The sequence below is a fragment of the Methanopyrus sp. KOL6 genome, from assembly GCF_002201915.1.
Classification (GTDB): Archaea; JAADCQ01; Methanopyri; order Methanopyrales; family Methanopyraceae; genus Methanopyrus.
In genome coordinates this window covers 755,312-778,150 of the sequence record NZ_CP019470.1, presented here as the reverse complement: position 1 = coordinate 778,150, position 22,839 = coordinate 755,312, and the positions used below count along the sequence as shown (strand labels likewise).

Annotated in this window: 26 protein-coding genes; 11 read left to right on the top strand and 15 right to left on the bottom strand. The window is 59.5% G+C overall.

Going from position 1 to position 22,839, the window contains the following annotated elements; all coding sequences use genetic code 11:
- The first annotated feature begins 447 nt into the window (after positions 1–447).
- From BW919_RS04375 to BW919_RS04355, 5 genes are all read left to right on the top strand, one after another.
- Positions 448–777, top strand: coding sequence for a 50S ribosomal protein L30e (locus BW919_RS04375; RefSeq protein ID WP_088336496.1), 330 nt, complete (start codon positions 448–450; stop codon positions 775–777).
- 16 nt (positions 778–793) lie between these two features.
- Positions 794–1,222: a NusA-like transcription termination signal-binding factor gene (locus BW919_RS04370; protein ID WP_088335825.1), complete on the top strand. Its 429-nt coding sequence runs from the start codon at positions 794–796 to the stop codon at positions 1,220–1,222.
- Between the two features lie 18 nt (positions 1,223–1,240).
- A complete protein-coding gene (locus BW919_RS04365; RefSeq protein WP_088335824.1) occupies positions 1,241–1,684 on the top strand; it encodes a 30S ribosomal protein S12 in 444 nt (147 codons plus the stop codon).
- Positions 1,685–1,820: 136 nt separating this feature from the next.
- Positions 1,821–2,378 (top strand): 30S ribosomal protein S7, encoded by a 558-nt coding sequence (locus BW919_RS04360; RefSeq protein WP_088336495.1) that lies wholly within the window; start codon positions 1,821–1,823, stop codon positions 2,376–2,378.
- Positions 2,379–2,393: 15 nt separating this feature from the next.
- Entirely contained in the window at positions 2,394–4,601 is a 2,208-nt protein-coding gene (locus tag BW919_RS04355) for an elongation factor EF-2 (protein ID WP_088335823.1), read from the top strand.
- A gap of 73 nt (positions 4,602–4,674) precedes the next feature.
- On the opposite strand, the gene trpD is transcribed toward BW919_RS04355, so the two are convergent.
- Complete coding sequence (trpD, locus tag BW919_RS04350; protein WP_157666026.1) at positions 4,675–5,694, bottom strand: anthranilate phosphoribosyltransferase; 1,020 nt, start codon at positions 5,692–5,694, stop codon at positions 4,675–4,677.
- A 96-nt stretch (positions 5,695–5,790) separates the two neighbouring features.
- Here trpD and BW919_RS07860 point away from each other — a divergent pair, with 96 nt between their 5' ends.
- Positions 5,791–5,955: a hypothetical protein gene (locus tag BW919_RS07860; protein WP_011019047.1), complete on the top strand. Its 165-nt coding sequence runs from the start codon at positions 5,791–5,793 to the stop codon at positions 5,953–5,955.
- Here the strand turns inward: BW919_RS07860 and truD are convergent.
- The 4 genes from truD to BW919_RS04325 all read right to left on the bottom strand — a co-directional run bounded on the left by truD (position 5,952) and on the right by BW919_RS04325 (position 9,816).
- On the bottom strand, positions 5,952–7,298 hold the full coding sequence (truD, locus tag BW919_RS04345; protein WP_088335821.1) for a tRNA pseudouridine(13) synthase TruD: 1,347 nt from the start codon (positions 7,296–7,298) through the stop codon (positions 5,952–5,954). The genes BW919_RS07860 and truD overlap by 4 nt on opposite strands.
- Positions 7,256–7,954: a nickel pincer cofactor biosynthesis protein LarB gene (gene larB / locus BW919_RS04340; protein WP_157666025.1), complete on the bottom strand. Its 699-nt coding sequence runs from the start codon at positions 7,952–7,954 to the stop codon at positions 7,256–7,258. Before larB ends, truD begins: the two co-directional genes overlap by 43 nt.
- Entirely contained in the window at positions 7,881–8,987 is a 1,107-nt protein-coding gene (locus BW919_RS04335) for a serine/threonine-protein kinase RIO2 (protein WP_198324561.1), read from the bottom strand. The genes larB and BW919_RS04335 overlap by 74 nt, the downstream gene beginning before the upstream one ends.
- A gap of 631 nt (positions 8,988–9,618) precedes the next feature.
- A complete protein-coding gene (locus BW919_RS04325; RefSeq protein WP_088335817.1) occupies positions 9,619–9,816 on the bottom strand; it encodes a hypothetical protein in 198 nt (65 codons plus the stop codon).
- 439 nt (positions 9,817–10,255) lie between these two features.
- Here BW919_RS04325 and spcS point away from each other — a divergent pair, with 439 nt between their 5' ends.
- The 4 genes from spcS to BW919_RS04305 are packed head-to-tail and all read left to right on the top strand — an operon-like array spanning position 10,256 to position 12,790.
- A complete protein-coding gene (spcS, locus tag BW919_RS04320) occupies positions 10,256–11,551 on the top strand; it encodes an O-phosphoseryl-tRNA(Sec) selenium transferase (protein ID WP_088336494.1) in 1,296 nt (431 codons plus the stop codon).
- Positions 11,552–11,797: a hypothetical protein gene (locus BW919_RS04315; protein WP_088335816.1), complete on the top strand. Its 246-nt coding sequence runs from the start codon at positions 11,552–11,554 to the stop codon at positions 11,795–11,797.
- Positions 11,794–12,207 carry an EamA family transporter gene (locus BW919_RS04310; protein WP_088335815.1) on the top strand — a complete coding sequence of 138 codons (414 nt, stop codon included), beginning with the start codon at positions 11,794–11,796 and terminating at the stop codon, positions 12,205–12,207. The genes BW919_RS04315 and BW919_RS04310 overlap by 4 nt, the downstream gene beginning before the upstream one ends.
- A 34-nt stretch (positions 12,208–12,241) precedes the next feature.
- Positions 12,242–12,790, top strand: coding sequence for a hypothetical protein (locus BW919_RS04305; RefSeq protein WP_088335814.1), 549 nt, complete (start codon positions 12,242–12,244; stop codon positions 12,788–12,790).
- A 55-nt stretch (positions 12,791–12,845) separates the two neighbouring features.
- On the opposite strand, the gene BW919_RS04300 is transcribed toward BW919_RS04305, so the two are convergent.
- From BW919_RS04300 to BW919_RS04280, 5 genes are all read right to left on the bottom strand, one after another.
- The gene (locus tag BW919_RS04300; RefSeq protein ID WP_088335813.1) at positions 12,846–13,241 is read right to left on the bottom strand and encodes a hypothetical protein; all 396 of its coding nucleotides are present in this window, start codon (positions 13,239–13,241) and stop codon (positions 12,846–12,848) included.
- 75 nt (positions 13,242–13,316) lie between these two features.
- Entirely contained in the window at positions 13,317–14,231 is a 915-nt protein-coding gene (locus tag BW919_RS04295; protein WP_157666023.1) for a methionine synthase, read from the bottom strand.
- Positions 14,228–14,827: a DUF2115 family protein gene (locus tag BW919_RS04290; RefSeq protein WP_157666021.1), complete on the bottom strand. Its 600-nt coding sequence runs from the start codon at positions 14,825–14,827 to the stop codon at positions 14,228–14,230. The genes BW919_RS04295 and BW919_RS04290 overlap by 4 nt, the downstream gene beginning before the upstream one ends.
- On the bottom strand, positions 14,784–16,211 hold the full coding sequence (locus BW919_RS04285; protein ID WP_088335810.1) for a methanogenesis marker 14 protein: 1,428 nt from the start codon (positions 16,209–16,211) through the stop codon (positions 14,784–14,786). The genes BW919_RS04290 and BW919_RS04285 overlap by 44 nt, the downstream gene beginning before the upstream one ends.
- 35 nt (positions 16,212–16,246) lie before the next feature.
- Entirely contained in the window at positions 16,247–18,334 is a 2,088-nt protein-coding gene (locus BW919_RS04280) for a cobaltochelatase subunit CobN (RefSeq protein ID WP_088335809.1), read from the bottom strand.
- A gap of 72 nt (positions 18,335–18,406) precedes the next feature.
- Between BW919_RS04280 and BW919_RS04275 the strand changes: the two genes are divergently transcribed.
- The gene (locus tag BW919_RS04275) at positions 18,407–19,657 is read left to right on the top strand and encodes a cobaltochelatase subunit CobN (RefSeq protein WP_157666019.1); all 1,251 of its coding nucleotides are present in this window, start codon (positions 18,407–18,409) and stop codon (positions 19,655–19,657) included.
- On the opposite strand, the gene mtrH is transcribed toward BW919_RS04275, so the two are convergent.
- Genes mtrH through mtrC form a run of 5 tightly spaced genes read right to left on the bottom strand, consistent with a single transcriptional unit; the run spans position 19,654 to position 22,821 of the window.
- Complete coding sequence (gene mtrH / locus BW919_RS04270) at positions 19,654–20,622, bottom strand: tetrahydromethanopterin S-methyltransferase subunit H (protein WP_088335807.1); 969 nt, start codon at positions 20,620–20,622, stop codon at positions 19,654–19,656. The two genes, BW919_RS04275 and mtrH, sit on opposite strands and share 4 nt — an antisense overlap.
- Before the next feature lie 22 nt (positions 20,623–20,644).
- On the bottom strand, positions 20,645–20,872 hold the full coding sequence (mtrG, locus tag BW919_RS04265; protein ID WP_232452849.1) for a tetrahydromethanopterin S-methyltransferase subunit MtrG: 228 nt from the start codon (positions 20,870–20,872) through the stop codon (positions 20,645–20,647).
- Between the two features lie 10 nt (positions 20,873–20,882).
- A complete protein-coding gene (mtrA, locus tag BW919_RS04260; protein ID WP_088335805.1) occupies positions 20,883–21,632 on the bottom strand; it encodes a tetrahydromethanopterin S-methyltransferase subunit A in 750 nt (249 codons plus the stop codon).
- A gap of 24 nt (positions 21,633–21,656) precedes the next feature.
- Positions 21,657–21,986 (bottom strand): tetrahydromethanopterin S-methyltransferase subunit B, encoded by a 330-nt coding sequence (locus BW919_RS04255; protein WP_232452948.1) that lies wholly within the window; start codon positions 21,984–21,986, stop codon positions 21,657–21,659.
- 22 nt (positions 21,987–22,008) lie between these two features.
- The gene (mtrC, locus tag BW919_RS04250; protein WP_088335803.1) at positions 22,009–22,821 is read right to left on the bottom strand and encodes a tetrahydromethanopterin S-methyltransferase subunit MtrC; all 813 of its coding nucleotides are present in this window, start codon (positions 22,819–22,821) and stop codon (positions 22,009–22,011) included.
- Positions 22,822–22,839: the final 18 nt, after the last annotated feature.

Sequence of the window (22,839 nt, the reverse complement as noted above, 5' to 3'; positions counted from 1 at the left end):
TCACACCCGCTATCTGCATTGGACGCCGGCTCGTGGAGGACCTCGGTACCCGAGCCCGTCCGAAGTCCGCCACCGTCCCGGTTTCACAGTACATGTTCGCGGTGTTTTCGCCCCGGTAAGTGAACGTGGCCACAGCTCCGCCGCTGAACCGTCGTGACAGTGAGCACGCGTAGGGACAGGGGCGTTTCGAAGGATCAGTCCAGGTACTTCGACACGAGGAGTTCGGTAGTGCTTCATAGCTGTCAGCCCGCGTATCTTCGTATACAGATGTTTGAGGAGCGTTTCCTGTTTCTCGAATAAGTTCTTGAGTAGACCAGGTCAAGGAGTAAGGCTTTTATGGGGAAACCGTGCCGCGCGGGGTGAAACGTAAGCGGGGAGGAATGACTCGTTGTACACCATCGAGAGTAAGAGCTAGTTCTCATTCCGGGGTGTTGTAACTTGGTAGAGCTGCAGGAGATTGAGCGTCAGATCCGAATGGCTGTCGAGACTGGAGACGTCGTATTAGGATCCAACCAGACCATCAAGCTGCTGAAGCTAGGAAAGCCCAAGCTAGTGATCGTAGCGGCGAACTGTCCGGCCGAAATCCGTGAAGACATCGAGTATTATGCGGAGCTAGCCGACGTACCGGTGTTCGTGTACCCGGGCACGAGCATAGATCTGGGTGACGTATGCGGTAGGCCACACGTGGTAGCTTCAATGGCTGTCCTGGACGACGGTGAGTCGGACCTTATCGCTACGATCCGTAAGGCTATGGAAGAGGGAGCCGCACCGAGTTAAAATGGGGTGAAAAACCTTGGCGGTTAAACTGGAAACCGAACAGATCCGTATGATTGCGCTCTTCGAGAGCCTAACCGGGGCGCACGTGTTGGACTGCGTGATCGACGACGAGCACAACAGAGCGATCTTCGTGGTAAAGGAAGGACAGATAGGATTGGCGATCGGTAAGAAGGGTCAGAACGTACGTCGAGTTCAGGAACAGCTCGGGATGGATGTAGAAGTCGTGGAGCACTCCGAGGATCCGGAGAAGTTCATCCGAAACGCCCTGTTTCCGGCGCGCGTGAAGAGCGTTCGGGTGACGGAGCGCGGGAACAAGAAAGTAGCGATAGTGGACGTGCCGGAGTCCGAGAGAGGCCGGGTTATCGGCAAAGGGGGAAGGAACATAAAGAAGGCACGGATCCTCGCGAGGAGACACCATGGAATCCACGATATCGTCGTCACGTGATCCTGGGGGTTCACGCTCATGCCGGGTAAGAAGAGTCCAGCTGGGGAGTTCGCGGCCCGTAAGCTCAGGGAGAAGCGTAAGAAGTTCAGGTGGAAGGACGAGAAGTACAAACGTAGGATGTTGAAGCTCGACGAGAAGGCGGACCCACTGGAGGGCGCACCTCAGGCGCGTGGAATCGTGCTAGAGAAGGTCGGGGTCGAGGCGAAGCAGCCCAACTCCGCGATCCGTAAGTGCGTGCGCGTCCAGTTGATCAAGAACGGTAAGCAGGTCACCGCGTTCTGTCCCGGCGACGGTGCGATCGACTACATCGACGAGCACGATGAGGTAGTTATCGAGGGTATCGGAGGTCCCAAGGGTCGAGCTAAGGGAGACATCCCGGGCGTCCGATACAAGGTTGTGAAGGTAAACGACGTAGCTCTGTCCGAGCTACTGAAAGGTAAAATCGAGAAGCCGATGCGTTAAGGGGACGTTCAAGTTGGCCGAGGAAGTCGAAGAGATGGAGAAGGAAGAAGTGACAGAAGGAGGAGCGGAAACCAAAGAGCGCCGAGTGGTGTATTCCGAGCTGGAAGGCAACCCGTACCTGGACAGACTCTACGAGATGAAAGTGTTCGGCAAGTGGGACCCCACGGAGGTCGAGGTTCGGGACCCAGGTCTGAAGGACTACATCTGTCTGAAACCGATGTACCTACCACACACCGGCGGTCGTCACGCCAAGAAGCGGTTCGGGAAGGCTGACGTGCCGATTGTAGAGAGGCTGATCAACCGTGTGATGAGGACTGAAAAGAACACCGGCAAGAAGCACCTCGCATACAACATAGTCAAGAAGGCGTTCGACATTATCCACGAGCGGACCGGTGAGAACCCGATCCAGGTTCTGGTGCAGGCCCTGGAGAACGCCGCTCCGAGAGAGGAAACCACCACGATCATTTACGGAGGTATTTCTTACCACGAAGCCGTCGACTCCTCGCCGCAGCGGCGGCTGGACATCGCCCTCCGGCTAATTACGGAGGGCGCTCAGCAGCGGGCGTTCCGCAATCCGAAGCCGATAGAGGAGTGCTTGGCTGAGGAAATCATCGCGGCCGCGAGATACGATACGGAGTGTTACTCCATCCGTCGTAAAGAGGAGATCGAGCGCATCGCGGAGGCAGCCCGATAAGGGGGGTCGTGGGTTTTGGGACGTAAGGAGAAGATGGCCGAGAAGTGCCGTGAGCTAATGACCGAGCCGGAGAGGATCCGCAACATCGGCATCATCGCCCATATCGACCACGGAAAAACCACGCTCTCCGATCAGTTGTTAGCCGGTGCCGGAATGATTTCGGAGGATCTGGCCGGAGATCAACTCGTGCTGGACTTCGACGAGATGGAGCAGGAGCGAGGTATCACGATCGACGCCGCGAACGTCAGCATGGTGCACGAGTACGATGGAGAGGAATACCTGATCAACCTCATCGATACCCCAGGTCACGTGGACTTCTCAGGTGACGTAACCCGGGCCATGCGAGCTGTGGACGGCGCGATTGTGGTCGTATGCGCGGTCGAAGGTGTGATGCCACAAACGGAAACCGTGCTCCGGCAGGCTCTCCGAGAGCGTGTGAAGCCAGTATTGTATATCAACAAGGTGGACAGGTTGATCAACGAGCTGAAGCTGAGCCCCGAAGATATGCAGAACCGGTTCCTGGAGATCATATCCGAAGTTAACAAGATGATCGAGCAGATGGCGCCCGAGGAGTTCAAGGACGAGTGGAAGGTGAGTGTCGAGGACGGTTCCGTGGCGTTCGGAAGCGCGTACTATGGTTGGGGTATCAGCTTCCCGTTCATGGAGAAGACCGGAATCACGTTCAAGGACATCATCGAGTATTGTCAGCAGGACAAACAGAAGGAGCTAGCTCAGGAGGCTCCCGTGTACCAAGTAGTGCTGGATATGGTAGTAAAGCACCTTCCGGACCCGATTACGGCGCAGAAATACCGTATCGAGCAGATCTGGCCGGGCGATCCGGAGAGCGAAGACGGTGAGATGCTGAAGAAGTGCGACCCGAACGGAAAGTTGGCAATGGTTGTGACGGACGTCCGGATCGACGAGCACGCGGGCGAGGTGGCGACGGGCCGGGTGTACTCCGGCACGATTCGCGAGGGTCAGCAGGTATACTTGGCGAGCTCCAAGAAGGAGACCAGGGTGCAGCAGGTGGGTATCTACATGGGACCGGATCGTATCCGCACGGACGAGGTACCTGCAGGTAACATAGCGGCAGTGACCGGCCTGCGCGACGTGTGGGCCGGTGAGACCGTGACCGACCCGGAGGACCCGATCGAGCCGTTCGAGGAGTTGCAGCACTTCGCCGAGCCCGTGGTCACCGTGGCCGTCGAGGCTAAGAACACGCAGGATCTACCCAAGCTGATCGAGATCCTGCACCAGATCGCGAAGGAGGATCCGACAGTCAAGGTCGAGATCAACGAGGAAACCGGACAGCACCTGGTCTCCGGTATGGGTGAGCTGCACCTGGAGATTATCGCCCACAGGATCAAGGAGCGCGGTGTAGACATCAAAGTCTCGGAGCCGATCGTGGTGTACCGGGAAGGCGTGTTCGGCGTCTGTGACGACGAGGTCGAGGGCAAGTCCCCGAACAAGCACAACAAGTTCTACGTGACCGTGGAGCCCGTAGAGAAGGAGATCGTGGAGGCTATCGAAGAGGGCAAGTTCAACCCGGAGGATATGAACAAGAAAGAGCTCGAGGAGACTCTGATGGAGTACGGCATGGACCGTGACGACGCGAAGGCCGTCGAAGCCGTCAAGGGTACGAACTTCTTCCTGGACAAGACCGTTGGTCTGCAGTACCTGAACGAGGTGATGGAGCTACTGATCGAAGGCTTCGAGGAGGCCATGGAGGAGGGTCCGCTGGCGAAGGAGCCGTGCCGAGGAGTGAAGGTTAGCCTCGTAGACGCCGAGATCCACGAGGATCCCGTACATCGAGGTCCGGCTCAGGTGATCCCGGCTATTAAGCGTGCGATCTACGGCGGTATGCTGCTGGCAGACACGCACCTGCTAGAGCCTATGCAGTACATCTACGTGACCGTACCGCAGGACTACATGGGATCCGTAACCAAAGAGATACAGGGGCGTAGAGGCACCATCGAGGAGATACAGCAGGAGGGAGACACTGTCATCGTCAAGGGTAAGGCACCCGTAGCCGAGATGTTCGGATTCGCGAACGACATCCGATCGGCCACGGAAGGTCGCGCGATCTGGACCACCGAGCACGCCGGCTACGAGCGCGTGCCCGAGGAGTTGGAGGAGCAGATCATTCGGGAGATTCGTGAGAGGAAGGGTATGAAGCCGGAGCCCCCGAAGCCGGAGGACTACATCGAGGACTACGGTGGATAAGCGCCCCCCGCTCGTACCAATCGTTATAGAGATCGTTATAGAGTCCGAAACGTACCGTCCGGGATATGGGGTGTCAGGAAGAGAGGTCGATTACCTTCTCCAAGACTTCTAGGGCCCTCCCTTCCTCTAGGACGTCCAGTGCGCGCTGAACTCCATCTTCCAACGAACCGACTGCTTCCCCGACGTATAGAGCCGCACCCGCGTTAAACGCCGTCATCTGAACCTTCGGGTGGTCGACGGATAACTCGCCACCCAGGATCTTCCGGGCTTCTTCGGCCGAAGTTTCAGGATCCGCACCCACGACATCCACAGGATCGACTCGGTTCAGTCCGACGTCCTCGGGAGCTACCGTATCCCTATCCGTTACCTCCCCGTCGTCCACGTAGACCACCTCGTTCTCGCAGGTGACGCTCAGCTCGTCGACGCCGTCTAAACCGTAGACCACGAGTCCCCTTCGAACCCCGAGTTCCGCAAGGGCGCCGGCCACGAGGTCCAGCAGGTTTTCGGAGTACACACCGATAACCTGCCCGGTAATGCGTTCCCGGGCGGGGTTGGTGAGCGGACCAAGGACGTTGAAGACCGTCCTGATCCCCAGCCTACGGCGTATCGGCATGACGTTTTTCATAGCGGGATGAAACTTCGGTGCGAACATGAACCCGAATCCGGCTTCTTCGATGCAACGCTTGACCGTATCTGGGCCCGCCTCGATGTTCACACCGAGTGCCTCCAGAATGTCGGCACTGCCGCACTCGCTGGTGACGCTGCGGTTCCCGTGCTTCGCGACGGGTACACCGGCCGCAGCCGCGGTGAGCCCCGCCAGCGTACTGGCGTTGAAGGTATTCAATTCGTCCCCACCGGTGCCAGCGGTATCCACGAGTCTCTCGACGTCCGGATCCACCTTCATCGCATGCTCCATCATCCCGTCGACGAAACCGGCGAGCTCCTCCGGAGTGTACCCCTTACAGCGCAGTGCCACCAAGATGCCGGCTATTTCGACGTCGGAAAGCTCACCACCGACGATTTGGCACATCAAATCGCGGGCTTCTTCCCGATCCAAATCCGACCCGCGGATGATCCTCTCGAGGACGCTCAAGCCGCGCCGCCCCACTGCAGGCTGCGGCGGTTTTCTTTTTACCTTACCTGCTGCGGCGTTGTGGGGGCGGTACGGCGACGTAGGGGGTGATACCGGATGGTGAAGAGCTCTCACGTACCGATCGTGTCGCCCAACGACCCCGCTGTGGTCTGTCCGAACTGCACGAAGGAGGAGTACAAGAGGGCCAAGCGGGAGCGTGGAAAGCTCCGATTCGCGGGGTTGTGCGAGGAGTGCGGTAGCGCCGCCTTCTACGAGTACTAGTCGGCGTACACCCCTTCCGGCCCTAAGAGCTCCCGTAGTACGGTGGTCGCGTAACCACCACGAGGCAGCGAGAACGTGAACCGTACGGTATCGTCACCGATCGCCTCGGCATGCAGTCCGTACACTCGGAGCAACGCCGGCTTTCGGTCTCCGCCGGCCGAGAGTTCCGGCATGCTCTTTATTTCGAAATCCTCCAACCTCACGCCTTCCTCCTCCAACACCTCACGCTCTATTTCGCCCTGTGGACCGTCGCTGAACTCCGTGCGGAACCCGGGAAGGGGAATTGTGGGAAGGCCGTCCTGGGTCACGTCCCCTTCGACGGGCCGGTGGACCGGGAGACCCCGGGCTATCCTCTCCGAGAGGATGCAGTTGAACAAGTACGACTGGTAAGCGTGCACGAACATTCTACGTATCCACATCGGTAGACGTCGGAAAGCGTTGATGTAGTCGTGCGGATGTCTGGCCAAATGCTCGAGGATATGGCGCTCGTAATCGAGAAACTTGGGGAACCTCCGTAATGCTTCCTTGAACTCACCCCAATGTTCCTTCAACCACCGTCGAGCCTCGAGGGCTTCGGGCGATTCGCGGGGGTATTCGAGGGTCAAAAATGTCTTGACGGCTTTCTCCCAGTCGTTGAGTACCACGTACTTTCCGACGACGTGGGTGACGGGACGTCGACTGCCGAACCGCTGGAGACCGTAGTAGTTAGGTACGCCTCCGAGCTCCCGAACGGTCTCCAGAGCTTCGGATAGTCTACGTATCTTCGCACCCCGCACAGTGATTACGAACCTGTTCCCCCAGAGATCCCCGGGACGTAACTTGCGCCGAGCACGACCCATAGGTATTATCTTGAGGTCGCGGATCCTGAGCCGGGCCAAGACCTCTGGAGGTACTCCCCGCACGGTTACTCTCTGGGAGGTTACGGCCCGCTTGTCCTTCATTCCGGCGATCCCGAAGTGACGATGGTGTTTCTTCAAAGCCCGTGCGATCCTACGTACTGCCTTCATGGTGTCCCAGTCGTACTTCTCTAAATAGAACAGCGTGTGTGGACCACGACCTCCGAACTGAGGTCGAACCCGCGGTCGGCGTAGACCATGTCCGCACTCGGGACACTCCATCCCTCGATGGTATTCGCGACACTCGGGGCATTCACCGACGATGGTTAGGGGAATGTAGGTGTTCCTCGAGGGCTTTTCCATAACCAGGAAATCTTCCACCTTCCTCCTGCACGACCCTCCGACACCTCGATCGATTATCTGCTCCCGTATACCGACGTATTCCTCGACGTCCCTCAGCGTCGTTAGTTTCTGGGTTTCTTCGATGGTCTCTCCCCCTCCAGACATACCCTGACGATTTTAACCGCGGCAGCCGCCGCCCCGACTCCGTTGGCTACGTTCACGACGACGAGTCCGGGAGAGCAGGACTGTAGCATACCGAGCAGCGCAGCTTTTCCGGAGCCCCCGAGCCCGTAACCGATCGGGGTGGGTAAGCCGATGACGGGGACATCTAACATCGCGTTGAGGGCGACCGGCATCGTCCCGTCCATTCCGGCCGCCGCCACGACCGCGTGCGGTTTGAACTGCCGCAACCTCCGAACCGCGGCCAGGAGTCGGTGAGGGCCGGCCACTCCTACGTCGATCTCCGTGTGCACATCGATTCCCAGTGCTTCCAGCACTGTGACGCACTCGGAGAGGTAGGGCAGGTCGGAAGTTCCCGCTGCGACGGCCCCCACTCGTCCGCCCCGGTACGGTGGTTCGTACTTCGGATCCTTAAGCACTAGGACGCGACCGGCCTCGTCGTACTCCACGTCCGCGTCCTCTGGTATCTCCAGGTCGTCGAGGAGCTCCGAATCAACGCGAGACGCTATCGCGATCCCATCGATCCTGAGTAGCGCCTCCAGGGCTTCCGAGATCTGCTCTGGGGTCTTACCCTCCGCCATCACTATCTCTGGGAACCCTGTCCTCTTCATCCTCCTCCTGTCTGATCTTACGACCTTCACGCTTACTCTCCACCCGCTTGACGCTCTCCTCGAACCTCTCGAGTGTTCTCTCGGCGGCTTTCTTGTGCCGTTCGTACTCCTCTTTCTTCTCCTCCATCAGCGACTGGAGATCATCCGCTATCTCGTCGTACACCTCTTTCGGGTCGGGAACGCGTATCCTGTACTTACGTCTGAAATGCTCGATTACGTTCTTGAGGTCGCGGTAGCAGAGCTTCGGTGCTGAGGGGTGCTCGATCGGCACGGCCTGAGGCCAGTCGACGTAGCACAGTTCACCATCAGGTGTGACCAAAATGTTATGCTCGCTGAAGTCGCCGTGAACGTAGTGACCATCCAAGACTATCTCCCGGTAGTCTTCCAGGATGACTTCGAGAGCCTCTTCAGGGTTCTTAACCTTGATCTTTGCGAGCAGTGGGGCAGGTATACCAGGGGCGTGCCCCTCGATCATGTCCATGGCGACCGCGTGACGGTTGATGGCTCGGGGTTCCGGTACGGGGAACCCCTTGGAGTGAAGGTGCTGGAGTACCTTCATCTCAACCTGGGCCTTGGCGCGCGGCACGTCGATGCGGTGGTCGTCCACTCGGAGTTCTTCCCCACGAACTTTCACAGCGGCGTACGCGAGCGTCTTTTTGATCCTCCTGAACTCCGGAGCGTGGTATCTGTGCAGTTTGATGGCTACCCACTCGTCCTCATGGTCCTTCGCGTTCACGATTGTCGCCTCTTTGCCCTCACCTATGATCGTTCCAAGCCGCTCGTAGACGTGGTGTTTCTTCATGTCCCACAGAGCGAGGGTGTCGTAGGCCCGCTCCTTCATCCTGGCGGCGTAGGTCTGGTACGTCGGTATGTACCGGTAATCGATTAGCCCAAGGGAATCCAGCTTCTCCAGCCGGGTTGCCAGCTCCGAGTAATCCATCGGCAACCGTTCCAGCAGCTTGTCCTCGGGAACCCACTCGAAGGCCCTACTCAGGCCCTCTAAGGCACGGAGTAAGGCGATATCGCGCTTGTCGACTTCGGTCGCTTCGTTGTCACCCGTCACGTGACCACCCGAAAGAGAGTGGAGGTAGACGTGATTAAGTCCCACTCGGAGGGCGACGGTTGTACACACTTAACGTCAGTTGCGACGCTCGATGACCTCGACGAAAAACCGTCGGATTCCAGGCTGGCCGGATCGATCCTGCGGGTTTATCTCAATCGTCATCTCGGAGTTCCCTCCCTTCCAATCCGGGTACGGTGTTCAAGAGAATGGGCATTAGCCGGTGCCTGTCGTCGTTCCCTAGAGCTTCACGGATCACCAGCTCGTTCTCCTCGACGGAGGACGTACTGAGACCAGACGACCGAGTATCTTCAACGGTCTTCAAGAGGTGCAGCTGCGTTCGAACGAACCTTTCCGGGTTTTTTAGGTACGTAGGGCGTGGTGGGCTACGGCGCCCCCACCCGAGCACTTAGGAATCCATCGGGAGGAAAGGGGTGCTGATTCTCAAACACGCCGTAGTGCTGTCCGACCTGTTCACACCGTAAACCAGGACACGGACACGCCGAGAGTCGGCATCGACGGCCAGTACAGCGCCCTCACCGCCGAGCAGCCGCGCTAACTGAGCTCCGTAGACCGCGCACAGGCTTATCACGGAGCTCGAAGGTTGGATCGAAGAGCTCCGAAGGGACGATCGTCAGTCCTGAAGGTAAAGGCAGCCGACCACGTGTTTCAGCGAGGAACCAAGTGGCACGGGACTGCTTATGACTCGGAAGTCGTACGGTAGTGGAGTATCGGTGAGTTCGACTCCCGCCGTTTCGAGGTTTTCCACCACCTCCTCGACGTCCGCCTTCAGTGTGTTCATCCGGATGCAAGTCGGTAGACTATCCTCCAAGGGTCACGTCCTCGGTACAGTCGCAGGAGACTAACTTCAAACGCTCGCGGAACTTCCATGCGCTTCCATCGCTCACCACAACTCGAATCTCGCGTACTTCCTCGGTGCACGGCATCAGAGTTTTCTTTCATGACCGACTTTCCCATACCCAGGTATCACGTTTCCGACGACCACTCGACAATGACACGGCTTCGAGTCCACAGGGATTTCATCCATGGAACCGGACGGCAGTTCTCCGGTCGACCTCGAACTCGGCGGGTCCAGGAATCGAGCGCGTAGAACGGGTCGGTCTTCCTTGCCGAGGTCGATCCCGGCGCTCACGACTTTAACGTTCAGTTCTTCAAGTTCCTAGAGCACCAGAAGCACCTCACAGGAGACGTGTCTCGACTTTCCACGTAGCTCGGCGACCGGGGTGTCAACCTTGCTAGACCCGGAGGACATGCGGGGGCTCATCCCAGACCATATGCTGGAGCGTGGGCGTATCGTGCTCGACTCTTACAGGGAGCCCGTAGAACAACTCCTCAGTGAGCGTAGGATGCCGGAGGAGGGCTGGCCGGACGACGTAATCGCGGCGTTCCTGTGGGAGCTGTCGAGGATGGATACCGATAAAGACCCTAAGGCGGCACGCATCGGGGAGAGGGAAGCCCGGGTAGCCTCAAAGCTCGCTGAGGAGTCCGTGTTCGGGTTCTGCCACGGTGTGGGTAGGAGTGGGACGCTCGTGGATCCACAGCCGAAGGCTCCTGGCGCTTCCGTTATGTACGCGCTGACGAACAGACTGGTCACAGACTTCCTCCGAAAGCTCGGGTTCCGTATTGAAGGCGCATTCGTGGTACCTGGTGCTACGGGGTTGTCGATAGCTCTGTGTCTGTCGGCGTTGGGCGAAGGTGAAGAGGTGATTTACCCGTACGCCGCTCACAAGAGCCCCATTAAAGCCGTGCGACTGGCTGGCTTCGGGATGAGGGTGGTGGACACGGAGATCGAGGGCGACAGGGTCGTGGTGAATCCAGGGGACGTGGAGAAAGCATTGGAGCGCTCGGAGTCTCCGGCTGCCGTACTGAGCACGCTGACGTTCTTCCCACCTCGAAGCAGCGATCCGCTACCCGAGATCGCAGAACTCTGCGAGGAGTACGGGGTCCCTCACGTCGTGAACTCCGCTTACGGGATCCAGCACGAGCAGTACCGGGATCTACTGAACCGAGCGATCAAGCGGGGGCGCGTGGACGTGGTCGTGAGCTCGACGGACAAGAACCTCCTGACACCTGTGGGTGGGGGGATCGTGTACGCGCCGGACGAGGAGACACTCCAGAAGGTTTCCAGGGCTTATCCGGGCCGCGCCAGCGCGGCACCGGTGGTCCACGCGTTAATCTCGATGCTCTACTTGGGGATAAAGGGATACCGGCGCCTGATGCGGAGGCAGAAGGAGTGCAAAGCGCTTTTGGATGAGCTGTTGGAGGATCTTGAGGCTCGTCGAGACGACGTCCGCGTGCTCGACGTGGATAATCCGATAGCCTCGGCGGTCGCCGTAGAAGGGCACGATCCCGTGGACCTCGCAGCCAGGCTGTACGTGAGAAGGGTCACGGGACCGAGGGGTGTTCGCGCGGACGATCCGTTCGGAACCAGCCGGCTCCGAGGGTACCATTCGAACTACATCACAATCAACGCTGCCATCGGTGTTCGAGAGGAGGACGTCGAAACGGCCGTCGAAAGGCTTGAGCGGGAGCTGGAGGGTGGATGATTGCAGTTCAACCGAGTCAGGCTGGAGGTGGAGCGTGAGGAGCTGGAGATCAGGACAGGGAGCGCGAATGTGAAGCGAAAGCTCGCAATGCTGATCCGGGAAGGCGACCTCGTGCTCGAGGATCGTCGAGAGCTGGAGCCGCATGAAGAGGTCGAGGTGCTGGCGGGTTACGAGGAGCCAGAAGAAGGTGTCCCGACCGAGCGGCTGAAGGTACTACGGGTGAAAAGGGTGGAGTTCGTGGGATGAAGGCAGAGACGTACGCACTGTTGGCGGCGTTACTGTGGGGCCTAGCGCCGGTGATCGAGAAGGTTGGACTACGTGGAATGGATCCCATGACAGCCACCCTGATCCGGAGCCTGGCGGCGGTAGCGTTCCTCGCGGTAGTGTGTCCGGCCGTCGGTAGGTCGCAGATGAATGGCATGAAGTACGTCGGCTACATGATCGTCGGCGGGATATTGGCCGGAGGGTTGGGACTGTACCTTTATTATATGGCCCTCAGCTCCGGGCAGGCCTCCAGAATCGTACCGTTGTCGAGCACGTATCCGCTGTTCGCAACATTGTTTTCCATGCTGGTCTTGAGGGAGCGACCTAGTGTCGAGACGGTGATCGGATGCGTACTGATAGTGGTTGGAGCAGTCCTGGTCAGCAGGGAGTAACGGGGGTGCTGGCGCGATCGAGCGGGTCGCCAGGATGGTCTCTCTGGTCGTGAACCCGTCGACCGCTGAGGCGGCCGCCGTCATCCTCGTAGGCAAGAAGTACGGGGACGTGGCGGGTACGGCGCTGGGACTGTTCTTCGGAGTAGTGTTGGTGATACTCACGGCGGCGGTTTACATACGGGTGAAGGGCACCGACGTGTTCGTCTCTAGGAGGAGGGACCGGCTACCACTCCTGACGGCCAGTGCTGTCTACCACGCCATCGGCGCCCTAGTGATGTGCAAGGCAGGAGTCACGAGCCCCATGGTTCGTCTGATGTTAACTTACGCGATAGCTGCGCTGACAGTGGCCGGAGTGACTAAGTTCTGGAAAATCAGCATTCACGCGGCTTCAACGGGCACCGTCATGGGCGCTATCGCATGGTTGGGAGAATGGTGGGCGGGGATACCTTGGTCGATCGTGACGGCGGTCATCTGTTGGGCGAGGCTGAAGTTGAACGCCCACACGGGTTATCAAGTGGCGGTTGGTGTCACGGGCGGGGCGTTACTAACGTACGTGCTGATGAGTACCTTAATCCCCCGATGAGGAACCGTAGAGTGGCGGAAAGTGTGAAGAGGGGCATACGGTCTGAGGGGGTTACTTACGAAAGGGCTTCCGCGACCCGAAGGAGGATGCTCAGATCCAGCCCAGTTGGGGATTTACGCTCGATTTCCGCTCGGAGTTCGTCGTCTTCTATCTTCTCAAGAGCTTCCGACTCGAAATACTCTAGCTCGAAGCGGGCCCGACCGGCCTTGACTAGATCCTCCGGGTCAAGGTTCCTCTCTTCGATCCACTCCGCGAGCTTGCGGACAAGCGATTTGTGAGGGACCTTCCCGAACCCCTCGATCTCGATCGTGGCCAGTGCCTCGACCGGGACGTTTACTGAGTCAGCAAGGGAGCGCAGACCTAACCCGTGAGCCTGAACCATCCCCATGATCAGATACCTACCGTCACCACGCTTCAGGATTTCCGCTATTTTCTCAACAATGTTCGTCACTATTGGCACCCCATATTACTACCGTGAGGCTAGATATTATTAATATTGTCTTTCGTCGGCATGACCTCACAAGATTTAACGGAATACACGGTCCCTAGCCTTACGGACCACTTCGAGCTTCTTCTTGGCTACCTCACGGGGTAGCTTCCGGAGACCACAGTCGGGGTCCACGAACTCGATACGGTCCCCCATCGCCTCCCGCGCCTCCTCCAGAATCCTTACCGCCTCGTCCAAACTCTCGACGCGATCGGTATCTGAGCGCACCACTCCGACACCGACTGGGCTGTCTCCTTCGGCGACGACCTCGAGGTTCTCGGGGTGACCGGCGAATTCGTGGTCGAACACGTCGGCGTCGATGTTCTCCTCGAGATCGTAGTATACTTCGGTAACGTCTCCACACACGTGTAGGATTCTAGTACCACCCTTAAACGCCCTCAGGACGGTGTTCACGTATCGAGCCACCTTCTCGACGGAGGTCACACCGGCTGACAGTATCGGCTCATCCACCTGCAGTACGCTCGCTCCTTCGCGCCGGAGTAACCGAGCCTCCGCCGCCAGGACCCGCGCCACGTCCTTCAAGAGACTGGGATGGTCGTTGGAAGGATAAAGATCCGTACGCACCTCGAGGGAGTAACACAGCGTGACCGGGCCGGTGAGGACCGCCTTGACCTCGGCCTCCCCCGCGACCCGAATAGCCTCGCGGTAATCGAGCACTAGGGGCGAGAACCTGGGTGGCTCTACTCGACCTATCACCGCAGGACCGTCTTCGACAGTCATCCCGGGAATGTGAGAGACGAAGATCTCGATCATGTCCCCACGAACCTGGCCATCAGAGATCAGCTCCACACCAGCCTCCGTCTGGTCGCGGACGGCTTTGTGTATGGCAGGGGCGTAGGCGGACCTCCTTCTGAGTTTCTCGAGGAGACGATCTTTAAGCGTGGGCTCGTGGTCGACCGGGTGACTGCCCACGACCGTCACTACAGGCCTCACGATACCACCTCCGGATCCTGTTCTGCCGGGCATAGGGTGCAGAACGATCCCGGCTGATCCTCACGTCGCTCCTTGATAGGACAGTAGTAACGATCGTCCGTCCGACGGACTTTCCCTACTCCTGGGAACTCCGTACCGGGCGGGTGAACCGGCTCGCCGCGTAGGAAGATTGAGTAGGCGGCCGAGAGGGACTCGTACAGGAGGAGTGAGGGAGAGTCGTAGTCCGGGTCTTCGGCGTACTCGCGTACGATCTCCAAGAATCTACCGTAACCCTCGATGGGCCCCCTCGGATATTCCTCGGGGTCTAGTCGCCGCATCTGGTTGATCCTCGAGGTCAATGCGAGAAATAAGGAACGTAGGATCCCATCACGGTAGCTCTTAGGATGGACGAACCGGGCCTGCCGCCACGCGTCTCTTCGGAGCAAAGCTAGGACCATGGGATCGGCACGGCGGGCGACCTCGCGACATAAGTGGGCGAGATCTCGATACGTTTCCACCGACTCCAGACTCTCGAGGACTTCCTGGAAGCCAGAGGGCGGTACGTCAGGAACCCTACTGCTGGTGTTTGATCCTGAGACCGAGGATACAACCCCCACCCCGGTTCCCTCCCAGCGGATTCTCCGGGGTCCCGAGACAGTTCATGCATCGTGCCATCGTGGCAGCACCTCGGGCGAGTCCGTCATCGACGAAGACGAGGTCTTCCTCAGGGTCCCAGTAATCCCCGAAATCCTCAGCGATCATCCGACAGATCAGCTCCGGCTTCTTTCCGGTAGTGCCGGCGCGTCCGGTGATCCCGATCGCTGTGTTTTCGTCGATCAAATCGAGGTCGAGGGCCGTCTCGATCAGACGTTTGGCGATCAGCGTCGCGGTCCAGTCTAGGACGCCGAAGAGTAGCTCGTAACCCCCCTCTTCGTACGCCTCACGACCGATCTCGGTGAGCCGGGGTAGGTCGCTACCGTTCTCGCCGACGTCACAGCCGAGGAGTTTGAGACCCGCCTTCTTCGCGGCCCTAGGGTTCACCGGAACCGTACCGAAACGCTCCCGATTAGAAGGTACCTCACGGATGTCGATGTACTCGTGCGCCTCCTCTGCCAGCTCGCGGGCCTTCTCACCTACGTCGGGCTCGACGTCAGAGGGTAAGTCTAGGGCGCATCCTGTCTCCTCGTCGATCTCCCCGCATCCTCTGGCGATCGCGTCCATGATCGCACCGGCAAGACCGCAAAGGTTCCCGATCGTATCCGCGTAGGGGAGCTCGTCGTTGGTGATCCTACCTGCTAGGGTGGTCCCGTAATCTATGGCCACGCAAGGGTTACGGAAATCCACCTTCGTGGACTTGGCGCCGACCTTGATGCCGGCCATCACCAGCTCTCCTTCCATCTCGTTGGCCACGACCTCCTTCCCGGCCGGCGGCTTCACGCCGGTGACAGCACCGTCGAAGTACACCTTGTCGATGAGAGAGTACTCCCTGAAGGGCTCTGGGATCTGCTCCTTGCTCATGGCCGCCGTCATCCTGTTGGGAGGAACTCCGGCCTTCAAGCATCCATCCGCGAGCGCCTTGATCATCTCGCCGACCTCCTCCGGGGACGCGAACCCTGCTGTCACACCCGTAGAGCGTACGACAAAGTGGACGTCCTCAACCCGGATGTTGGCGTTCCTGACCGCCGACTTGAGCGTGTCGGCCACCATCTCGGCTACGGAGTTCCGCGTGAGCTCTACACCCCACACGGTCTTCCCGAACACTTCCTCTCCGGATCTAGGTGGGCGCACGTCCCTGGTCATTCGTACCTCCTTATGAACCAGGTACGTGACACCTTCCTTCAAGTCAGTAGCTGTGAGAATGCATTTAGTGGTCGTATTGCCCAGCTCAACGGAGGCCACGATGTAGTAGTTTCGGCTGACGGCCATGGGACCCGTGATCCGCTCGCTCTCGGCGATCTGAGGCTTGGGTCCGCGTCGGAAGAGCTTGGAGAGTAATCCCATGGGTTAGCCCATGCGGGTTCCGAGATCCGGAGAGGTTATCCTTTTCGGTCGGATCCGTGGTGTACCTCCGAGACGGCGGCCTCACACAGTTCTCGGATTACCGCGTCGAGAGCCCTCAGCACCTCGGCGTTCGTGGCGCCGAACAGATCGTTCTCAGCCTCTGGACGTTCGGTCAGCTCCTCCAGATCCAGACCAATCGACCCCGCGATCATCTCTCGGAGTCTGTTTCTACAGAGGGCGAACAGGAACTCCGAGAGACGCTCAGGGTCGTACGCGGGTTCGCCTATCACGTGTAGACCCTTTTCGATGAAGGCTCCGGAGCGGACTTCCCATTCCTCAAAGAGCCCCCGGTCCTTGCGGTCCGGGTCGCGCAGCGTCTCTTCGAGCCGCTCCTCGAGCTCCTCGAGGCCGGCCTCAGTGGTCCCCATCGGGGGAGGACAGTGATCAACGAGCGTCGAGTACCCGCGGCGTTTGGCCTGGACGCCCTCCGAGGGGTTGCTGACGATGTACCAGTATACCACAGGCAGGTCACCCAAACACACCTCGGGCCAACACTCCCAGGACAGTCCCACGGACTTCCCAGGTAACCATTCAAGGGTTCCGTGAGTGCCGGAGTGGAGTAACACGTCGGCCCGGAACTCGTCCCTGATCCACCGGTAGAATGCGTAATAATGGTGAGTCGGCGGGCAGTGTGGATCGTGAAGAATCTTGCAAACGCGTCCGTTGCACTCGGTGCCGGCGCAGCCGCGCTTCGGTTGAACGGCCAGGAACACGTTTCCCGTTCGGATCCCGGCGATGATGAGATGGTCGTCGAGCACCATGGAGTCACCCGGAGGTTCACCCCAGGTTTCGACCATGCGCTCCTGGAGCTCCTCCGGGAGCTCCTCGAACCACTCTAGGTACTTATCGAGGGGAACGAGATCAACGACCCCACCGGACGCGACGATATCCTCCACGTGCGTGCGCTTGAACTCGTTAAAGGCTTTCCTTCGGAAGAATTCACGCTCTAGCTCCCGACCGTCCTTGGGTACCCAATCGAGTCGGTACCCCTCTTCAGCCATGCGCTGCAGCAGTCGAGCGAGACTCTCGAACGTGTCCAACCCCATGGCCGCACCTATCTTCGCCTCCCCTCCGGAACATATCCCGTTGTTGAGCACCACGGCGACGCGACGCTCGGCGGGGTCCTTGCGTCTGAGTCGAGCCCACCGAATAGCACGTCGTGCGGCGAGCCGGCACCGCCTGGGTAAGGGTTCGAACCCTCCACGATCGCACTTGGTCCCGACTAGCACCGGATCGATCCTACCCTGGAGCTCCGATAGGGATACTCCGTACGCAACGTCGGCCGGCGAGAGTCCTCGCTCTGACTCCATCCAACTCTCCCGATCGGTGTACCACGACACCACGGCGTTCAGGACGGGTACACCGAGCTTCTCGAACGACTCGAACCCGCGCTCGTAACCGCGCTTCAGGGAAGGTTTCTTCATGACCAGTAGGGCGTCCACGATCGCATCACCGTCCTCGGACAGCAGCTCGTGGATCGGACGACCACGACCGGGCTTCGTGAAGACCCCGATCGCGGCCGCACCCTCGTCCTCGACCGCACGGATGAGCGCATCCGGGATCTCCGTGTTTTCCCAGATCCAGGACTCGCGGCTCGTATAGACTCCGATCACGGGCTCACCGTCCATCTCACCCAGGAGCTCGGAGGCGTGTTCGGCGTAACCGAGATCCGGGTGGTAAACGCCGTCCCACGGTTTCTCCTCCGGCGGGTCGTAGCTGGTCTGAATCCCCAACACTTCACTTGCCAAGAAGCGGAGCATGTTCTCGAGGTTTTCCTTCCCGCCCTTCTCAAGGTACTCCGCGGCCCGCTCGACGACGCTCGACGGAACGGTGTTCAAACGCTGTATCCCGGTGGAACCGTCGAGCGGTACGGCGACGACCTCGGCGTCGTGATCCGTCGGGAGGTTCACGTTGGTCACCTTCAGTAGCACGATGAGATCGTACCGGTTCGGGTCGATCGGATCGTCCTGGTAAGCTACGTCGACTTCCAGCTCGGAGAACCGCTCCGCGACGTCTCGTGCGGCTCTCAACATCGTGCCGGGACACACGCACAGGACTCGCAACGGTGATCCCTGAACGCTTATTCGGTATTACCTTGAATTGTTTTCGTGCTACCAGCACCCGGGGTGCCGAGGTTGGAGCTCGAAGAGGAACTCCGGAAGCGCGTCCCAGACGAGGCGAAGGAGTTCGTACGAAGCGTGTTGAATCGGTTGCTCGCGTGCGAACGGGAGATCGACCGTACAATGAAGGCCCTGGACGGGTATTACGTAGAGCCTGGACCGTCCGGTAACCCGACCCGAGGGGACGTCGACGTCCTTCCTACGGGCAAGAACTTCTACTCAGTAGACCCGCGGAAGGTTCCGACCCGCAGGGCGTGGAAGGTCGGGAAGAAGCTGGCCGAGAACACCATAGAGAGGTACCTGGAAGAGCACGGTCACTATCCTGAGTCCGTCGGCGTCGTGCTGTGGGCGTCGGACGTAATGCGGACCGGCGGAGAGGTTCTATCTCAGGTGATGTGGCTCCTTGGCGTGAGACCCGAGTGGGACGAATCCGGTATCGTGAGCGACTTCGAGGTGGTGCCGTTGGAGGAACTGGGACGGCCTCGAATCGACGTGGTGGTGAGGATAAGCGGAATGTTTCGTGATGCGTTTCCGAACCTGGTGAAGTTCCTCAACGATGTGTTCGAAACCGTGAAGGAGTTGGACGAACCGGAAGGGCGGAACTTCGTCAGGAAGCACACCTTCGACCACCACATCTTTGGGGATCCACCGGGAGCGTACGGGGCCGGTGTGAACTACGCCGTACACGCCTCCGCGTGGGACGACAGATCCGATCTCGCGGACGTGTACGTGCGGTGGGGAGGTTACGCCTACGGTAGTGACGTGTACGGTGAGGAAGCCTTCTCCGAGTTCCGACGGGCTCTCTCGACCGTGAGAGCGGTCTCCGTCAACCAGTCCTCACACGAGTGGGACGTGTTGAGCTGCTGTTGCCATTTCGCGTTTCACGGGGGAATGGTGGTGGCCGCCGAGCGCCACTCGGGTAAACGTGTGGAGTGCTACCATCACGATACGACCGATCTGAACAGGGTGATAACGAGATCAATCGAAGAGGAACTGGTACGACTCGTGGAGCAGAAGCTGGCGAACGACGAGTGGATCGAATCCATGCTGGAGCACGGAGCTAGGGGCGTGGGCGAGTGGCTTAAGCGTGTGGAAAATCTGTTCGGCTGGGATGCGACCACGGGTCGCGTCCCGAACGAGTGCTACGAGAAGATCAGTGAGGTTCTGGAGCGGTACGGTCCGAGATTCTCGGACGAGAATCCGTACGCAGTAGAGTACGCCCGGGAGAGGCTGTTGGAAGCGAAAAAACGGGATCTATGGCGTTAGCGGACGATGTTGGCGGGGTGCTCTTCCACCTGCGGCTCGACTCCGACATCCTCGTTGGCCTCGACGATCAGCGCGTCGACCATGGCGACGACCGGCCAGATCGCCGGTGCGTTCTCGATCGGGCCGAACAGCAGGTAATCACAGCACAGCGTCGCCGCTACTACGTTGGAGCCCCAGTCGGATGACTCGTGAGCCAGTTTGGCCCACTCTTCCTTACCTTCCTCCTTGAGCTTCTTCAAGAAGTCACGTAGCCAGTCCCAAGCTGACGGCACGTTGTGGGGCGCACCACCCACCGGCAGTCCCAGTTTGGCCTTCACCGCAAGCGTCACCTTGTAAGCGGTGCCCGCACCGGAACCGAACGGTGTGTAGGCTGTGTCGATCAGCGGGTTCTCGATGCCGCACTCGTCGGAGATCTCCATCATGCCCTTCTCGGACACTCCTTCCTCGCCCTCGGTGAGGATCTTCATACGACCCTCGACGGAAGCGTCCATCGGGTTGAAGGCCAGGACGATCGCAGAGTTGCAGTCGGACTCCTTGATGGCCTGGATCTCTTCGTCCTCAACGGAGGCGTTGATCGAGTTGTAGACGACCCGTTCGGCGAGACCGACTTCCTGAGCGTGCTTTACCGCCGCGACCTTAACATCGGCTTCGGTGGAGTCCACGATGATGGGTGCGTCGGTGACGTCGGCTACCCAATCTAGGTATCGGATGATGGCCTCTTCCGACTCACCCATGATGTGGGCCATCATCGGGTTACCGGTCTCATCGGCGAGCTCCTCTTCCATCTTGATGAGATCCTCGGCGGCCTCCTCGTCGAAGATCCCCTTGTCCTCGTCCTTCACGATCTTGTGTCCGGCGTAGAAGATGGTTCCGGCCAGCACAGTCGGGTACTCACCGGGCTGGCCACCGACCTTCACACCGCAAATGTCGCACACTTTCTGCTCCTTACCAGGGTAGTAGAACAACGGTCCAACACCCCCAAGGTTATCACCTGAACGCTACTCCCAGCAGGATGTAAAGCATACACAGGTACAGCCCGATCACCAGACCGTAAAGGATCCCCACGTCTCGACCGATCCTCTTGCCGAAGCGCTGGTAAACTTCACCCCACACGAAGTCCAGGCGACGCTCGATCTCGTCCAAGCGTGAGTGGATCTCGCGGATGTCGTCTTCCGGTGCGACCATTTTGGGGACGGATTCATCTTCCGCCAACATGACTGCCCCCTTAGACGCCTCCCAGGACGACCATCGGCAGGAACAGGAAGATCGTACCTGAGATGATACCTATCAACAATCCCATCGTGCGTCCTGACAGGTAGCCTGCCATGTACCGCTGCATGGCGCCGATACTCTTCACTCCGACTCGCACGTCGTTGATGCGGTACTCCACGGTCACGGTCTCCGCGGATACAGGCATCCCAACGACTTCCGCGAGTTCTTCCTCTTCCTCCTCCTCGAGTGAGATTGTCATCGGACCCTCCTCGTATGCTCCTGGATCCTTCTCCACGCACTCCTCGATCGCCTTGACGATCTCGTCAACGTCCTCAACGTCGATGAGGTCGACGAGCTCCACGATCTGGTCCCGGTAACGCTCAACGGCCTCCTCCGGGAGGTTCTCCAGGTACGGGATGGCACCCTCTGCCCCGATGATCTCTCCGGAATTCGGATCGACACCGTTCTCATACATAGCCTTGAAGCACTGACCCGTGAGGTGGCCGGTTACCTCAGCACCACAGAGCACGCAAAACCTGATGTTCGGGTTGGAGATGACGTTGGCTACAACCTTCTCAATTCCGATGTTCTCGGTCTTGCAGGGACCGGCGATGGCTACCTTGTCCTCACCGGCAGCCTTCAGGATGTCTTCCTCGATGTGGGATCCGAGCGTGACTACATGGACGGGAGCTTCAGGATCACCTACGACGTAGTCTCCCTCGACTACGGGCCAACCCTCGGCCGGTTCGGCTTTCTCGGGCACCTCAAGCACCCCCTACGAAAGGGGTTAAAGGCCGAGAAGGCGCAGGGCGTGGAGCTTGTACACGGCCGCGAGGGTGAAAGCTACGAGCGCCACTATCATCGTACCTATGACGAAACCGTGGGTGAAGTTGGTAAGGAAGCTGGCCGTCTCATGTGCACCCTCGCGACCGGGCAGCGTGCCCCAAGTCGTGGTGGATGGGTCCATGGCACGCATCATGTCGTTAACGTATTGATCGAGCTCCTCAACCTTCTCGTACAGCGGCATGACGTCCAGCGTCACCACGTCCTCGCTCCACTCCGCTACGGCCCCGGTCGCGGCATCCATCGCGATCTGGCTCTCCGGGTCGATGAGCACGATCGCCAAGGTACCTCACCCCTTACTCGCCCTTGGGTACGATTCCGGTCCACACTACGTCCGCAGCGTCACGCTTCGTCAGTTCCCAGAACTTCCAGAAGGTGATCAACCAAGCGGCCGCACCTGCCAGTAGTACCACCGGGTTGGCCGTCGCTAGTCCCGCCACGACTGTGCAGAGAGATCCGCACTCCGCGCCCAACCACAGCGTTCGATCCTGCGTCTCGCTGGGTCCGAGACACGCGTTGAACGGGTGCAACAGCGAGATAGCGCAGATCACCCAGAGGACGGCGATAAGACCTGTCGTGATCACCTTGGAGTACACCGCGGACCACGTGAAGTCACCGGCGACGGCTGCCATGAGACAGATCAGCGCCAGCGTTCCGGACGCTACGATCTCGGTGCTACAACGCTCCATCACCGGGATCTTCATCTTGATCACGCGGCGGTCCAGGATGCCGAGCAGCGCTCCAACGCCGGCACCGATGACGGTTCCGATTATTGCCGCCGCCCATGCGGGCATGATGTTACCGGATAGCGCCGCCGCCAGGATCGCGGCGACGGATCCACCACCGAGTCCCATGAAACCGATAGAAGGCACTCCTGTACCCAGTCCGTAGCCCGCGACCCTCCTAACCGCGTCGGCACCCCAGGCCACCACCGGAATCACTGCCAACGCCGGAATCAACGGGTGGACCCAAGCGAAAGCGGCACCGAGTATTCCGCAGATCAGACCGGCCGTCATCAGTTTCAAGGGCGAGATCGCCACGGCGACTTCGGCCTCTTCCTCCTCACCGCCCGGTGCTACGGCGGAGATAAGGAGTGTGCGCAGGATCAAGGTCCCTCACACTCCCCC

Bases quoted from the DNA above. Each gene is read 5' to 3' on its own strand.
- BW919_RS04285 (WP_088335810.1), bottom strand. From the start codon at position 16,211: ATGGGATTACTCTCCAAGCTCTTCCGACGCGGACCCAAGCCTCAGATC.
- BW919_RS04360 (WP_088336495.1), top strand. From the start codon at position 1,821: ATGAAAGTGTTCGGCAAGTGGGACCCCACGGAGGTCGAGGTTCGGGAC.
- BW919_RS04365 (WP_088335824.1), top strand. From the start codon at position 1,241: ATGCCGGGTAAGAAGAGTCCAGCTGGGGAGTTCGCGGCCCGTAAGCTC.
- BW919_RS04310 (WP_088335815.1), top strand. From the start codon at position 11,794: ATGAAGGCAGAGACGTACGCACTGTTGGCGGCGTTACTGTGGGGCCTA.
- spcS (WP_088336494.1), top strand. From the start codon at position 10,256: ATGCGGGGGCTCATCCCAGACCATATGCTGGAGCGTGGGCGTATCGTG.
- BW919_RS04305 (WP_088335814.1), top strand. From the start codon at position 12,242: ATGGTCTCTCTGGTCGTGAACCCGTCGACCGCTGAGGCGGCCGCCGTC.
- BW919_RS07860 (WP_011019047.1), top strand. From the start codon at position 5,791: ATGGTGAAGAGCTCTCACGTACCGATCGTGTCGCCCAACGACCCCGCT.
- truD (WP_088335821.1), bottom strand. From the start codon at position 7,298: ATGTCTGGAGGGGGAGAGACCATCGAAGAAACCCAGAAACTAACGACG.
- mtrG (WP_232452849.1), bottom strand. From the start codon at position 20,872: ATGTTGGCGGAAGATGAATCCGTCCCCAAAATGGTCGCACCGGAAGAC.